Here is a 15,002-nt window from a genome sequence, read left to right as displayed (position 1 = left end):
TTTTCTTTATCTAGCTCTTCAATACTTTTATTCATTATATTATTGTATATCATAAGACGCATGGTAGCATTTGAACTATTGGCAAAGCGCCTTATGTAAAAGCGCTTAAAGTAGCGCATTAATTGAATTACTGCTATAAGTGCAACAAAAGTAACCGCCAATATCATCACAGAAGATAGATCGTTACCACTAACAATGGAATCAATTAATTTACCTTGATAAATCGGTCCTATAATGGTAGCTATATTAAATGTTAAGCCAAATATTACAATGCATGCTACAACAAACTTTTCTTTTTTCCAATAGTTAATAATTTTATCTGGTTGTTTCATAGGTTCAATTTTTAACTTTGCCATAATAATCAGCTTCCTCTTTTTATGATTATAAAACCGTTCATACGTTTCCTTTTACTTTTTTATGAATATTTTTTTAAATACTCTCAGTCTAATAATATAACTTTATAGTATTATATGCAACTATATGTACATTAAGTTCATTTAATTATACATTAAGTGTAATAAACTTTAAAAAATGTAACAACATTAAAAATAAGTAATATGAATTATTAAAATCGCTATTAATGAAAAGCTTGATATTAAATGAAGTTTATGTTTTGAAATATATCTTCGTATTCCTGAAAAAGACACAACGATGAATATGATTAAGGCAAATAACCCTGTTATGTAGCCAATGTTTAACTTAAATCCATTTAGTATTGCAATATATCCATGTACGAGCGCGCATGCTAAAGCAAGAATAGCTATAGGAACATGAAATCGTCTTGCTATCTTTGCAAATGTAATAATAATTTTCTTAGAATTTTCATTTTTACTTTTGGCTTTTTTAATTATCTTAGTTACTACATACCAAGCCATTGCAAAGGCTATTCCAACTATGGCACTCCATTTTGAACCGAAATTTAGAATTAGGTCTAATAATCCACATATTTTTGACGGAATTGGAAGATGTTTAGTAATTGCAGGTGTGCAAAAAAGAAAACTACAAAATATAAATATAGTTGCGAGAATTATTGATAATCCTACCAATCTTTTTTCATTAGCATTTTTAATGATAGCTTTAGATTTATTTGTATTTAGGTACTCAATCTTTGTCATACTGTTAAACTCCTTAAGAATAGTCATTTTATAATTTAATATTATTATTGATTCATAACAATATCTTACTTTGCATATTATAAATAGTTTTTATTTGAAATGCAACCAATTAAATGTTAAAGTTAATTAACATTATATTAAAGTCATTTAATTTACACATATTATTTAAAATTGTATACTATTATTAAACCAAAAGGAGAAGAATGAGAATATGGAAAACGAAATTTTGACCCTTGAACATGCCTGTAAGTTATTAAATGTTAGTGAGAGAACTATGATTAAGTTATTAAGAGAAGACCATTTACCTGCAAGAAAGATAGGAAGAGAATGGAGATTTAGTAAAAAAGCATTAATCGAATGGATTGGATGTGGGGATTCTGTTCGCTATACAAACCAAGATGGGATATATGCAGTTTATCAAGATAAAGAAGGAAATTATAAAGATATGATAACTGATATATGCAATCAAGCTGCAAATTTAAAGAAAGACAACAATATAAGAACATTAATAAAGGATTTAAATTCAAGCATAAGTGTACCTGATGATGTCAAGTTAAGCATTAGCTACAAACAGAAAAGAGATATAGAAAAACTTGAATTTAAAATATATTGGTTTATCAGAGATGAAGTTAAAGTAAAAGTAAAAAATAAAAATTTAGGAATAAATAATTAAAAAATTATATATAAACACCAATAGAGCAATGTTATTTAAGGGGTGAGTTGTATAAAAATTTAGAATAACTTTAATTTGTTTACAAATAAGAATAATTAGGGGTAATGTAGACTCAATATAAAGGAGAATAAAGCGTGTGACCGAATTTTTGTTACAGTTAGGTTTAAAGTTTAAACCCGAAGGTGTTTTGATAAAAATCGTTATAACTTTAGTGTTAATAATGATATTTTATCTAGTAAAAAAAAGTATAAATTCATTTATTAATAAATCCAATTTTAGTTCAAATGACATAATAAAATATAAAAAAATATCTTCACTATCAATAAATATCTTATCTGTTGTAGTGATTATACCAATATGGATGTATGAGTCTAAAGGTATACTTACATTTTTAGGAATTTTCTCAGCTGGACTAGCATTTGCTTTTCGTGATCTTGTAGCAAGTTTTTTAGGATGGTTGATAATTAATACTCAAAAGCCATTTAAAATTGGGGATAGAATAAAGCTTGGAAAAAGTCTTGGTGATGTAATAGCTATAGACTGGTTTTCTACTACTATAATTGAGGTTATGGAAAATGACAACAAAACCTATGGACAAAGTACTGGAAGAATTACTCATATACCAAATATAAAGGTGCTCACTGAAGAACTCATAAATGAAACTAATTCATTCCCATTTACTTGGAATGAGCTTGAAATAAGCCTTACACTTAAAAGTAATTGGAAGAAGGCTAAAATTCTATTAATGTCTATTGCTAATGATAAAGTAGGCGATATAGAACAGGAAGCTAAATATTCACTAAATATAGCCTCAAAAACTCTTCCTATTTATTACGAAAATCTTTCTCATACAGTATATACTTCTATGGAGCCCAGAAGGGTTTGTTTGAACTTAAGGCTTATTTGCAAGTCGAGAAATTATAGAAACTTACAACATGCCTTGGTAGAAGCTATTTTAGATGAATTTTCTAAACATGAAGATATTGAATTATTATAATTAAGCTTTTTATTAGCAAGTGTGATTTTTTTAAAACTATTTATTATTTCCCCTGTCCACTTTTGACAGGGAGCAGTTCAGTGTAATTGAGTTACATTTACTTTGGGCCTATAAGATAGATGTGCATATAAAACAAATGCCGTGAAATATACGAAAAGCAAACTATGACTATATAACTAGCTTCCATGACCTCATGGAATAATATACGAACTTTTCATTGATATAACACGAACTCCAAAGAAATTCTAAGGTAAATAAAAAAGAGATTGATAGTAGTCCACTACATTCAATTTCGAATGATTACGCTAGTATATCATTGTAATTATTATACATATAATATATATAAAAGTAAATATACATAAAAAGTTGTACTAATAAACAGTACAACTTTTAACTTTAATAATATATGTTAAGCTTATAGGTTAATTAAATTATATATTTAAAACCACATATTGTAAATAAAATGGAGAAGATAATACAATAAAACATTGTATTAGATAAGTCGAAAGTAACACAATACCAATTGAGTTACTTTCACTTTAATGCTATTACCCATTCTTTAATTATTGTAAACATATTTTTTTTCAAAACATACCTTTTGAATTACCATCCCTGATAACACAAAAACAACATGTTTAATAAAAAGGGAAAAGTCATCTGGAGTCCGATTTACCTACTTGTAAACAGTGATATAACTATATATACATTAATGTTTATTAATAACTGTAATTACAAATTAATTTTGAGTATGAAAAGGAGCCCTTGGGCTCCTTTATTGATTTTATACAATAAATTATTGACTTTGGTTTAATAATTTATCGTATTCATTTAGTAGATTATCTAGCTTTTGGCTAAGTGCTACTAATTTGGGGTCAGTTAACGCGCCATTTTCATTCATTAACTGATACATTAAAGCCCTAAGTTCTTCAATCTTTTGTATTATTTCTTCTAATTGTTTCATAATATCCCTCCCTTTTCATTACTGATTATAATGAAAGAAGGTATATTATGGAATATAATTGTATATTTCTACAAATAAACTCTAAGGCACCTATATTTTAATGTATTATAAAGGACGCCCTTTCGAGTACCTTTATTCCTATTATTCATCTTTTTTTCCTAAATATTGAATTATTTTTTAAACAGTGTAACCGGCATTTGCAAAGGGGGAGATTTCGGCAAGTAAAAAGGGGGTGGAGTCAACAAAACCGACAAACCCCACGTTAAGGAATATAGTTCCATAAACCCTCGTTTATAGGGATTCTATAAAAAATAAAAACAAGAGCATTATATAACTCTTGTTGATAAATAATATAAGAAGGTTGTTCATTAATAATGTTAAGCTTTATCCTGAACATATTTAACACCTAACTTTATTGACATTTCTGCCTTAGCAAGTTCTCTTCCTAAATATGCTGCGTGATCAAGTCTTGAAATTAAGCCACGCTTTATAACTGTATTTGCTATATCTTCAGCGGACACTCCCTTTATTACTTCTTCTAAGATGCTTTCTTTAGCATAACATTCACAGACAATTTTTTTATCATCTCTAATTAGAAAAATTACAAAGAAACCTTCTGGGTCATGGACCCACTCACGATTACTTAAATGTTGTACATCAATAACCTTAGGTGTATTAACTTTTGGAGGGAGAGTTGGTTTCTCACCCTTTGACTTATATTTACACATTTTAAGTACCTCCATAAGACGAGAGACATCTTTAGTCCCTATCTCATCAATAACAGTAACATTTTTACCAAATGCCTCAATTTCTTCATAAGTAATGTTTTTTAAAATTGGCCTTGGTCCCATTGCGCCTATAATCCTTTTATCTCTATCTAATCCATTATCTTTTAAGGATACTATTGCTTGACCTGCCTTATGACCTCGAGACTCTTTTCCACATAATATTAGAAATTCAATGGTTGGATTTGATACTAAGTTTCGAATTATCCTTTCAATACCCAAGTTCTCCGTAGCTAGTGTTCCTATAATTGATGTATTCTCTAGTGCCCCAGCTTCTTTTAATTCATTTGGAAGATCTACATCTGATAGTGTGCAAACAGCAACGGTAGCTTTAGTATTTCCAACCATATAGTTTCCTTCAACTATTGGCCATTTGTCTGCAATTTTAAGCCGTGAGGATTTAGGAGGCATACAGCAATCTCCACTATCACAAGGTTTAGATCCTTCTATCTCTGTTAAAATGGCCTTATCTCCTTGTACACCATTTAATAAAGCGTTAAAGTAATTATATGGTTTTATGGGCAGACATTCTTCGCACCCTAAACAACTATGACGTTCCTTATTTCCTTCATCAAACCAACTTTTCATTACCTTCTGTGTAGCTTTTGCCTGTGGAGTTTTAATTACTTCCAAATCGGTATTTATAGAGGTTAAAACATCCAAGAAGCATTCACAGGCCCTACATTTTTTCACTTGCCTAACATTATCTAATGCTTCCTGAACTTTCTCTATTTTTTTATCTATATCAATTATATCGCTTGAAGTATTTAATTCTTTTTTCTTAATATCCGTATCAATAGAACAGCCACAGGAGTCAGAACAAATTATAGGCTTTATTTTCTTCAGTTTAGATACTTTCAACATATATTTCACCCCTACTTTATTAGATTTTATATTCATTCCAGTCTTTAGTCTTGATTTACTTTTAGCAGACGCACTCCGTTTGCTATAATTACAAGAGCGCTTCCCTCATTGAGTATTAGTCCTGTAGTTAGTGGTATCCAGCCGAATAATGCAGTAATGACTAAGAATGCTACTACAGCTAATGAAAACACAATGTTTTGTTTTATTATAGAGACTGTCTTCCTACTAATTTTAACCATATAAACAAGCTGATTTAAGTCATCTGCCATTAATGCGATATCTGCTGTTTCTAATGCTACATCGGTACCTGCAATGCCCATTGACACACCTACATCTGCCTGTGCAAGAGCTGGAGCGTCATTTACTCCATCTCCAACCATAGCAACAGTACTATGACCTTCTTGCAATGCTTTAATCGCACTTATCTTATCCTCTGGCAGTAGTTCTGCTCTTACTTCATCAACACCTAGTCTACGGCCTATAGCCTCTCCTGTAACTTTATTGTCGCCGGTAAGCATAACAATCTCTTTTATGCCAAGTTTTTTTAACTTAGAAATTGCCTTTATTGCATTTTCCTTAGGCTGGTCAGATACTGCAATCATACCAAGAATCTGCTTTAAATTGCCTACTAAAATTACAGTTTTACCTTCATCTTGTAGGTGTTCAATTTGTTCTATATGACCATCTACTGGGACACCAATTTCCTTAAACAAACGAGGATTGCCAATATAGTATTGTTCTCCATCTATCATTCCTTTAGCTCCGCGGCCTGTAATTGACATAAACTCATCAATTGTTTCAAGCTCTAATCCTTTTTCTGATATTAATTTAAGGATTACATCAGCCAAAGGATGCTCAGAACGTACTTCAAGTGTTCCAGCTATCTTTAAAAGTTTCTCATCAGATAAACCTTCTAAAGCTACTACATCGGTTACAGTCGGCTTTCCTGTAGTTAAAGTACCAGTCTTATCAAAAGCAACCACTTGAACCTTCCCGGCAGTTTCCATGTGAATACCGCCCTTAACTAAAACACCATTCTTTGCAGCATTACCAACCCCTGCTACAATGGCAATTGGTACTGAAAGAACCAGAGAACATGAACATGAAACAACCAATACTACTAAAGCTCTATATAACCATGCATCAAAAGGCTGCCCGAAGAAAACCGGTGGTACCACAGCCATTATTATTGCGAGTACAAACATAAATGGTGTATAGATTGCACCAAATCTCTCGCTGAAATTTTGCGCGTTACCTTTCTTCATCTGTGCATTTTCTACAAGTTCTACAATTTTTGAAAGAGTTGAATCCTCTGCAAGCTTTGTCACTTTTATTTCAAGTGCCCCTCTGCCATTTAAGGTTGATGCATAAATTTCATCACCTGCATGCTTCTCAACAGGAATTGATTCACCTGTAATAGAAGACTGGTCAATAGCTGATATTCCTGAAACTACAACTCCATCGACTGAAACTTTCTCACCTGGTTTTAATAAAACTATTTCATCAATATTGACCTGTTCTATAGAGACACGTAGTTCCTTGCCATTTCGAAGAACTGTTGCTTCTTGGGGGGATAATGAAATCAATGCTTGAATAGAACCCCGCGCCTTATCTACTGCATAAGACTCAAGCACTTCCCCCAGTGAAAATATAACTACAAGCAGAGAAGCTTCTTCCCAAAGTCCTAAATAAGTTGCACCAATTGCACCAACAATTAATAAAGTGTTAATTGTTAAGCGACCATGCTTAAGAGACGATAAACCTTTTTTTGCTGGGAAAATGCCACCAATTATAACTGCAGTACCATAAAGCACCTTAGCCAAAGTTTCAGGTAATCCTATGTGTGTCCATCCAGCAATTAAAGTTAAAACTGTAATCACAGCAGATATTGCAAGTAAAACACTTTTAGTCTCCTTCCACCACGGAGTTACTAAAGGAGCTGCCTTTGCATTCTTTACATTTTCTGAAGGAGCTACCTTTGTATTTTCTACAGTCCCTGTTTTCACTAATGTTACTGGATGACCAATCTTAGTTAAAACTTCATCGATTTGTTCTATCGATGTCTCGTTGTTGTTATAAACAACTTTCAATTTTTGAGCATTGAAATTAACTTCTGCACTTTGTACACCTAGTATAGAGGAAACTGCTTTTTTAACATCCTTAGCGGAATCAGGACAACACAATTCACTAACCTTTAATGTGCTAGTTACGATTGGAGGACTGCTGGTTTTATTAGATTCCCCGTTTTCACTTAATACTGTTGCTGGGTGACCAAGCTTGCTTAAAACTTTACTAATCACTTCTATGGATGTCTCGTTGTTGTTATAAACAACTTTCAATTTTTGGGCACCGAAATTAACTTCTGCACTTTGTACACCAGGTATAGATGAAACTGTCTTTTTAACATCTTTGGCACAATCCGGGCAATCCAATCCACTAACTTTTATTGTGCTGATTAATATAGGCGAATTGTTAATTGTCTTACTCATAATATCCCTCCTAGAATATTTATTAATTTTATTGTTTTATATATTAACTTTTTTGATATGCTGGTAAAAATTTTTAAAATTCAACTTAGGTTTGCTACTTTGTCATTTATATACCCCTGCGTATATCAATTTATTTTGATATTGGGCCTAAAAAAATTAATCCATTAATTGTTCAAGTTTTTTGAAAATATCTTTATCAATTAAACTATAGTGTCTCCAGTTTGCAATTACTTCTCTATTAATTAATCCAGCATCAAGTAATATTTTGAGGTGGTATGAAACCTTCGATTGGCTTAAATTTAATAACTCTTGAAACTCACAGGTACAAACATCCTCATGCTTTTTTAAAAGATAAAGAATTTGGAGCCGTATAGGGTCACTTAGAGCATTTGCGACACTTGACATATTATTTAATTTATCAGAATCTAAAAGGTCAACATCCTTTTTAAATATTCTTGGCTGTTCTAAAATGCATTTGCATTCTTTCATTTTCTTTCCTCCTAACCTATATCAACTTATTTTGATATTGCCTAAAATTATTTTATATCTATTGGTTCCCTTTGTCAATATCATTAATTATACATTTTTTGTTTTCTGTATTGACAACAAATTGTGATAGTGATAATATAATGATTAAATACTTGCTTAATCATTGATATGAATAGGAGGATCAACAATGTTAAAAAAGAAATTAATATTGGAAGGCTTAAACTGCGCCAATTGTGCAGCTAAAATTGAAACACAGACCAAAAGCCTTGAGGGAGTCAAGAATGCAACAGTTGACTTTGTTTCTAAAAAATTAACACTAGAAGTTGCTGATAAAAAGGAATTTAATAAAATTCTCGGAGAGGTAACGGCCATCGTAAAAAAAATTGAGCCGGATGTTAAGGTAGTCGATGCAGATAAAAATAAAGGCAATAAAAGCATAATAATGCTTGAAGGACTTGGCTGCGCAAATTGTGCTGCAAAAATAGAAATGGAAGTTAAAAATTTAGAAGGAGTTAAATTTGCTTCAGTAGATTTTGTTTTAAAGAAGCTTACTCTGGCAACTGATGCTAATGTTAGCTTCCTTGAATTAAGTGGAAAGATTGAAGGTATAGTAAAAAAGATAGAGCCTGATGTCAAGGTTACTTTTGAGGAGAATAATTTCAAGACTAAAACAAAAGAAAGTGATAGTGATGAAGACGAAGAATGCGACAATCGCAAAAAGCAAATAACTAAACTTGTAATTGGCGGCACATTATTTGCAGTAGGCATGATTTTTAAATTCCCGAATTGGTTGGAACTTACTATATTTTTAATAAGTTATATCATAGTTGGCGGAGATGTTGTTTTACGAGCAATAAAAGGTATTGCTCGAGGCCAGGTGTTTAGTGAGCACTTCCTTATGAGTGTTGCTACAATTGGAGCTTTCTTCGTTGGATCATATCCAGAAGGCGTAGCCGTTATGATGTTCTATCTAGTTGGTGAACTGTTCCAGGATAGGGCTGTAGATCATTCCAGAAAATCAATAAGTTCATTAATGGATATAAGACCTGACTATGCAACTCTGAAAGTAGGAAATGAACTAAAAAAAGTATCTCCTGAAGATGTAAGTATTGGAGATATTATTGTTGTAAAGCCGGGAGAAAAAGTTCCACTCGATGGCAAGGTTATAGAAGGAACATCAATGGTTGATACATCTGCATTAACAGGTGAATCCGTTCCGCGCGAATTGGAGCCAGGAAAAGATGCTTTAAGCGGATTTATTAATAAGAATGGTGTCCTAACGGTTGAAGTAACAAAAGATTACAGCGAATCGACTGTGTCTAGGATTTTAGATTTGGTTCAAAATGCCAATAGCAGGAAAGCACCAACTGAACAGTTTATAACAAAGTTTGCAAGGTATTATACTCCGGTCGTAGTTTTTGGAGCCTTAGCACTTGCAGTAATACCACCATTAGTGATTCCTGGAGCTACCTTCTCTGATTGGATTTATAGAGCCTTGGTATTTTTAGTGGTATCTTGTCCATGTGCATTAGTGATTTCAATACCTTTGGGATTCTTCGGCGGTATTGGAGGAGCATCAAAGAGAGGTATATTGATAAAAGGCAGCAACTACCTTGAAGCCTTAAACAATGTGGAAATAATTATTTTTGATAAGACAGGGACTTTAACTAAAGGGGTGTTCAAAGTTACAGAAACAAATCCTCAAAATGATTGTACAGAGGAAGAGCTAATAGAGTATGCAGCATATGCTGAAAGTTATTCAAATCACCCGATTGCACTTTCAATTATGAGTGCTTACAATACCGAAATAGATAAGAATAGAATTGAAAACTACCAAGAAATTGCGGGATATGGGATCAAGGTAAATGTCAATGGTAAAGAAGTACTTGCTGGCAATACCAGATTAATGGCCAGTGAAAATATTAAATACAATGATGTTGAGACTTTAGGAACTGTAGTACATGTTGCAATAAATAAAAAATATGCAGGTAATATCGTTATTTCAGATGAAGTGAAAGAAGACTCAGCACATGCAATTAAAGAGCTTAAATCTCTCGGCATCAAGAAAATGGTAATGCTTACTGGAGATTTAAAGGCGGTAGGTGACAAAATTGGAAAGCAGCTAGGTTTGGATGAAGTTTATTCAGAATTGCTGCCTGCTGACAAGGTTGACAAACTCGAATTGCTGGATAGTAAAAAATCCCATAAAGGAAAACTTATATTTGTTGGTGATGGTATCAATGATGCGCCTGTACTTGCAAGAGCCGATATTGGAATGGCCATGGGCGGCTTGGGTTCCGATGCAGCGATTGAAGCTGCAGATATCGTAATCATGACCGATGAGCCATCCAAGATAGCATCTGCGATAAAAATAGCAAAAAGAACAAGGAGCATCGTATTTCAGAATATAGTGTTTGCATTAGGTGTTAAAGCTATATTCCTTGTATTAGGTGCATCTGGAGTGGCTTCAATGTGGGAAGCAGTGTTTGCAGACATGGGAGTTGCCATAATTGCAATTTTAAATGCAATGCGAGTAATGAATACGAAAAACATTTAATTGTACTTGCACGAATCCTCCCCTTGGTTTGTTTCTTCAAAGATTGAATCAAATCAAGGGAGGATATGCAAAAATAAAAAATATAAAATTAGGGATCAATAGATTTCGAGTTATTTATGGATCAAATATTATTAGTTGATTGCAAAACTCTTCAAGAAAATTAGACAAATAATGGATTGAGATTCTTCTAATTTATAATGAACTTAATAAGCACTAATCTAATTATAAAAAATGATTATGTTATTAAAGATTTTATTGATAAGAGATGAGATTTTTTATTAAATTTATCAGCAATTAAAATTATAATTTGTTGTGTTATTGCAGTGAGGGTTACTTCAACTTTAAGGGAAACAGTATTTCTTAATTTCGTGTATCCAACCCCCATAGAAAATTTGTATATAGTATACAGTCTGTAATTATCATTAATATTAGTACGATACATTCTGCCACAAGGCGATGGAGTACAAGGATTTTCATAAGATAGAATATACGTTTTTTTACCTTTGATGGCTGTCTTTTTGGATTTTGAACAGGGACATTTTAGGCTTAACGGTCTTCGTTTTTCTTTTGAAGATCCATCGAATTTCATCTGTAAAGAATCATCTTTTGGACAGGTGGAAACACCATTGTCACTGCAGATTTTATAGTACTAAGCTGACCAGATATTGTTCCTTACCGATGTCATAGGAAGCGAAAAGTACTTTGACAATATGATATTAAAGGGTGCAAAGTTTGCATGGTTCTTTACATATATGCCAATTGGAGTTGATGCAGTACCTGACCTCATGGTAAATCCGGAACAAAGAAAATATATGTATTAAAAGTGATATAAACAATTAAGCAATAGCCTAATTGTTTATATGGAAGGAGAAAACTATGGCAATCGATAAGAAGGAAAATGCAGTATGTAATATTACTATTATCCATAAGGATATTTTAGAAAAAGTAAAAAAAGAAATGACTGATGATGATATTTTGTTTAACATGGCTGCTGAGTTTAAGGTTTTAAGCGATCCTACACGTTTAAAAATTATAAATGCACTTATACTTTCGGAAATGTGTGTGTGTGATCTTTCAGCTCTATTAAACATGTCTCAACCTGCTATTTCTTATCATCTAAAATCGTTACGACAAACTCATTTAATTAGATATAGGCGCGATGGGAAGATTGCTTATTATTCATTGGAGACTAAACATATCCAACTATTGTTTAGTCAGTGTTTAACACATGTTACAGAATAAAAATGAAAGAAGGAGTGAAAATGATCAATAAAGTTACAAAGGAGCTTATTCTTGAAGGTCTCAATTGTACTAACTTTGCTATGAAGAGTGAAGCAAAGGTCAATAAGATCAGTCAAGTCCAAAGTTGTTCTAGATTTTGAGGTACAAGCTGTTGCTCAGGCTTTAGGAATACGTATTGAAAATCTCTTTGATTAAATTATATAGATGACAAAAACTTTAGGGAAGTGAAATAAAAGGGAATTCATTTCATTTACTTCGTTAAACCATTTTGGAAATTTAAAAGTCGTGATAATATGACTGCTGAATTAAAAATACCAGATTTTATTTCATAAAATCTGGTATTTTTAATTCATGTTTTTTCTTAATAGGAATAATTTTTTCTTTATTAAGATCATTTAAACCAATCTCATTATCAGATTTTGTATTACCATCGTTATTTTTAAATTCACTGTTGATAATATCTTTTTCATTAATGATATCTTCTTCCTTATGGTATCCAAAATTTTTAAGTATTTCTATTATATATTCTTCGCTTTTTATTGTCATATTGTTTTCTTCCATTAGATATTTAATAGCAAGATAAATCCACTTTCCCTTTTCTTTATTCCTATTTGCATGGTATAGTTCCTCATTTTCGTTAACTTTTTTTCTTAAAAGACTGTTTTTTTCCTTTAATTCTTTTATAGCTTTCTCTTGTTCTCTTATCTTATTTATATACTCTTCAATTATCTTATCATTATCTACAAGAGTATCAAATGCTCTGTCATAACCGTTTTTAAATATCTTTAGAATTACCTTTAATTGGTTTTTATCTTTGATATTTTTATCTACTACGCCATCTACATTAAAATTTAACTTCTCTAATTTATCACTATTTAATTTAGAATACATAGTCATTTTCTTTTGTTTGTTATATTCATCAATATATGCTTTTATGTGTGTATTTCTGCAAAAATCTTGGTAGGTTATGTCTTTATATCCTAACTCCTTACTATATTTTGCTAAATCTGAGTATTTTAATGTTGTTATGTATTGATTTTCTGTAAGATATTCTTTAATAATTTCGTATAATTTTTCTAATTTTACTTTTCTCGGTCTTGCCATAATTATTTCTCCTTAACTAATTTTTTATTTAAAACTGAAAGTTCTTGTATTGATTTTGATAATTGGTATGAAGTAGTTTGATATAACTCATTAAATTTAGAGATTCCATTCATATCTTTAATTAATTCTATTAAAATTTTTATATTTGTATCTAATTGAGTTTCTACCTTTTTTATCTTGTTTTCTATAATTTCTTTATTATTTTCAACAAAATATTTACATAAAGTATGATTTCTTTCATATAAGAAACAGAATGATTTATCATTATCTATATTATTATATTTGCAATAGCCACCTTTTACTTTTGTAATCTTATCTTTTTTGCCTTCAGTAGCATTTAAAACTCTTATAAAATCTTCTTTCCCTTTGTTTTTTGCTAGGTTGCCTTCAGTTATGTAAACACCTTTAATGGTTTTCTTTTTCATATTTGTTTTTTCAATAGACTTAAAATGTCCTAAAGCATATGACCTTGAAAATTCCTTAACGTGATTAAAATATCCATATGCAGTATTTACTTTCTTATGTCCACATAAGTACATTACTTCTAATACATCAGTTCCCATTAAAACTAAATTAATTATAGCAATGTGTCTTAAATCGTAAGGTAGAGTTTTTTCAATATAATTTATACTTTTATCTTTTTTTATATATTTAGGTATTGCTTTTAATCCATATTCTTTCTCAACTACATTTTGGTAAAACATATTAACGTTTAATTTTAAATCATACGATGTTATTATATCTAAATTATATCTTCTATTCTGGTTTTTACGATAGCTTGCCTCTCTTATAAGTTCAAATGGAAATAGTTCAATATCTTCTTTATAATTAAATTCATTATGCAATATGTCTCTATATCTTAATATTAGATTAAATATGTTTTCGTCTATATTTACTGTATCATCAGAGTAGTATTCATCAATATTTGATATATTTTTAATGTATTTGTTACTTTTACCGTTACTTCTTTTTACATTTAAATAGAATATTCCTTTTTCCTCATAAATACAGTCAAATTTAGTTCTTAAAAATTCAGCTGGCCGTAAAGGCAATATACTACATATAATCCACCACATTATAGTTAATAGATAATCTTTATAATCTAATATATTCTCATTTTTAACTATATTATTTACAATATCTGACATTAAGAATATATCTTCAAATTCGGGTAATACTCTTGAACCATGTTCTTTTTTTTCTATATTTTTAATTATTTTTTTAAATACTTTGGATTTCTCTTCCGATATTTTTACGTACTCAAGGAAATCTTTAATAGAACTTTCGTTACGCCAATCAATTTTAGCACTCTTCAAATCCCTAGCTATTACTTTCATGGAGAGATTAAAACTAAGAGCATACGAAGATGTATGAAGGTTAAATAAGATAAAACTTTTATATGCTAATTCGAATTCTGAAGAGCTTTTATCAAATAAAGTACATAAATTTTTCATTTCGCCTTCTTTTGGAAATTGCAAAACATGTTCTACACCACCAACTTTAATTATCCATTTTTCATTATAAAAGTTAGTGCCTTCTCGTATGTTTCCATTTGCAACGTTATCGTAAAATATCCTTAAATATTCTTTCTTTTGAAATATATCAAATTCTACTTTTTCCTCTATTATAATGTCTAAATCTTCAAGCTCTCTAATCATTATAGCCATATTATATCCCCCCTCGTATAATGTAGTTGTAAGCATTGATAATAATTCAGTCATACTAA

Annotated in this window: 13 protein-coding genes and 2 pseudogenes; 6 read left to right on the top strand and 9 right to left on the bottom strand. The window is 30.9% G+C overall.

What is annotated here, in order from left to right:
- Together Q0649_RS09655 and Q0649_RS09650 are read right to left on the bottom strand one after the other, a co-directional pair.
- Positions 1-356 (bottom strand): annotated as a pseudogene (locus Q0649_RS09655) (ABC transporter ATP-binding protein); the annotation flags it as partial.
- Between the two features lie 186 nt (positions 357-542).
- A complete protein-coding gene (locus Q0649_RS09650) occupies positions 543-1,115 on the bottom strand; it encodes a hypothetical protein (protein WP_298840829.1) in 573 nt (190 codons plus the stop codon).
- Between the two features lie 211 nt (positions 1,116-1,326).
- On the opposite strand from Q0649_RS09650, the gene Q0649_RS09645 reads away from it, so the two are divergent.
- Both Q0649_RS09645 and Q0649_RS09640 read left to right on the top strand, forming a co-directional pair.
- The gene (locus Q0649_RS09645; RefSeq protein WP_298840826.1) at positions 1,327-1,788 is read left to right on the top strand and encodes a helix-turn-helix domain-containing protein; all 462 of its coding nucleotides are present in this window, start codon (positions 1,327-1,329) and stop codon (positions 1,786-1,788) included.
- 136 nt (positions 1,789-1,924) lie between these two features.
- The gene (locus Q0649_RS09640; protein ID WP_298840823.1) at positions 1,925-2,785 is read left to right on the top strand and encodes a mechanosensitive ion channel family protein; all 861 of its coding nucleotides are present in this window, start codon (positions 1,925-1,927) and stop codon (positions 2,783-2,785) included.
- 793 nt (positions 2,786-3,578) lie between these two features.
- On the opposite strand, the gene Q0649_RS09635 is transcribed toward Q0649_RS09640, so the two are convergent.
- The 4 genes from Q0649_RS09635 to Q0649_RS09620 all read right to left on the bottom strand — a co-directional run bounded on the left by Q0649_RS09635 (position 3,579) and on the right by Q0649_RS09620 (position 8,373).
- Entirely contained in the window at positions 3,579-3,746 is a 168-nt protein-coding gene (locus tag Q0649_RS09635) for an aspartyl-phosphate phosphatase Spo0E family protein (protein ID WP_298840819.1), read from the bottom strand.
- A gap of 377 nt (positions 3,747-4,123) precedes the next feature.
- Positions 4,124-5,395 carry a tetrahydromethanopterin S-methyltransferase subunit A gene (locus Q0649_RS09630; RefSeq protein WP_298840816.1) on the bottom strand — a complete coding sequence of 424 codons (1,272 nt, stop codon included), beginning with the start codon at positions 5,393-5,395 and terminating at the stop codon, positions 4,124-4,126.
- A 44-nt stretch (positions 5,396-5,439) separates the two neighbouring features.
- Complete coding sequence (locus Q0649_RS09625; RefSeq protein ID WP_298840813.1) at positions 5,440-7,884, bottom strand: heavy metal translocating P-type ATPase; 2,445 nt, start codon at positions 7,882-7,884, stop codon at positions 5,440-5,442.
- 156 nt (positions 7,885-8,040) lie between these two features.
- Complete coding sequence (locus Q0649_RS09620) at positions 8,041-8,373, bottom strand: helix-turn-helix transcriptional regulator (protein WP_298840810.1); 333 nt, start codon at positions 8,371-8,373, stop codon at positions 8,041-8,043.
- A gap of 187 nt (positions 8,374-8,560) precedes the next feature.
- Between Q0649_RS09620 and Q0649_RS09615 the strand changes: the two genes are divergently transcribed.
- A complete protein-coding gene (locus Q0649_RS09615; protein ID WP_298840807.1) occupies positions 8,561-10,930 on the top strand; it encodes a heavy metal translocating P-type ATPase in 2,370 nt (789 codons plus the stop codon).
- 235 nt (positions 10,931-11,165) lie between these two features.
- On the opposite strand, the gene Q0649_RS09610 is transcribed toward Q0649_RS09615, so the two are convergent.
- A complete protein-coding gene (locus Q0649_RS09610; protein WP_298840805.1) occupies positions 11,166-11,519 on the bottom strand; it encodes a hypothetical protein in 354 nt (117 codons plus the stop codon).
- An 88-nt stretch (positions 11,520-11,607) separates the two neighbouring features.
- Between Q0649_RS09610 and Q0649_RS09605 the strand changes: the two are divergent.
- From Q0649_RS09605 to Q0649_RS09595, 3 genes and pseudogenes are all read left to right on the top strand, one after another.
- A pseudogene (locus Q0649_RS09605) lies at positions 11,608-11,748 on the top strand (radical SAM protein); the annotation flags it as partial.
- 58 nt (positions 11,749-11,806) lie between these two features.
- On the top strand, positions 11,807-12,172 hold the full coding sequence (locus Q0649_RS09600) for a helix-turn-helix transcriptional regulator (protein ID WP_298840802.1): 366 nt from the start codon (positions 11,807-11,809) through the stop codon (positions 12,170-12,172).
- A gap of 2 nt (positions 12,173-12,174) precedes the next feature.
- Complete coding sequence (locus Q0649_RS09595; RefSeq protein WP_298840799.1) at positions 12,175-12,312, top strand: hypothetical protein; 138 nt, start codon at positions 12,175-12,177, stop codon at positions 12,310-12,312.
- A 181-nt stretch (positions 12,313-12,493) separates the two neighbouring features.
- Here the strand turns inward: Q0649_RS09595 and Q0649_RS09590 are convergent, their stop codons facing one another.
- Together Q0649_RS09590 and Q0649_RS09585 are read right to left on the bottom strand one after the other, a co-directional pair.
- The gene (locus Q0649_RS09590; RefSeq protein ID WP_298840796.1) at positions 12,494-13,276 is read right to left on the bottom strand and encodes a hypothetical protein; all 783 of its coding nucleotides are present in this window, start codon (positions 13,274-13,276) and stop codon (positions 12,494-12,496) included.
- 2 nt (positions 13,277-13,278) lie between these two features.
- The coding region (locus tag Q0649_RS09585; protein WP_367179371.1) for a hypothetical protein at positions 13,279-15,002 on the bottom strand (1,724 nt) is incomplete at its 5' end.

Source organism: uncultured Clostridium sp., assembly GCF_937920395.1.
GTDB lineage: Bacteria > Bacillota > Clostridia > Clostridiales > Clostridiaceae > Clostridium_AD.
Note: the sequence above shows the minus strand (reverse complement) of the source record. Positions and strands in the feature narration are given on the sequence as shown.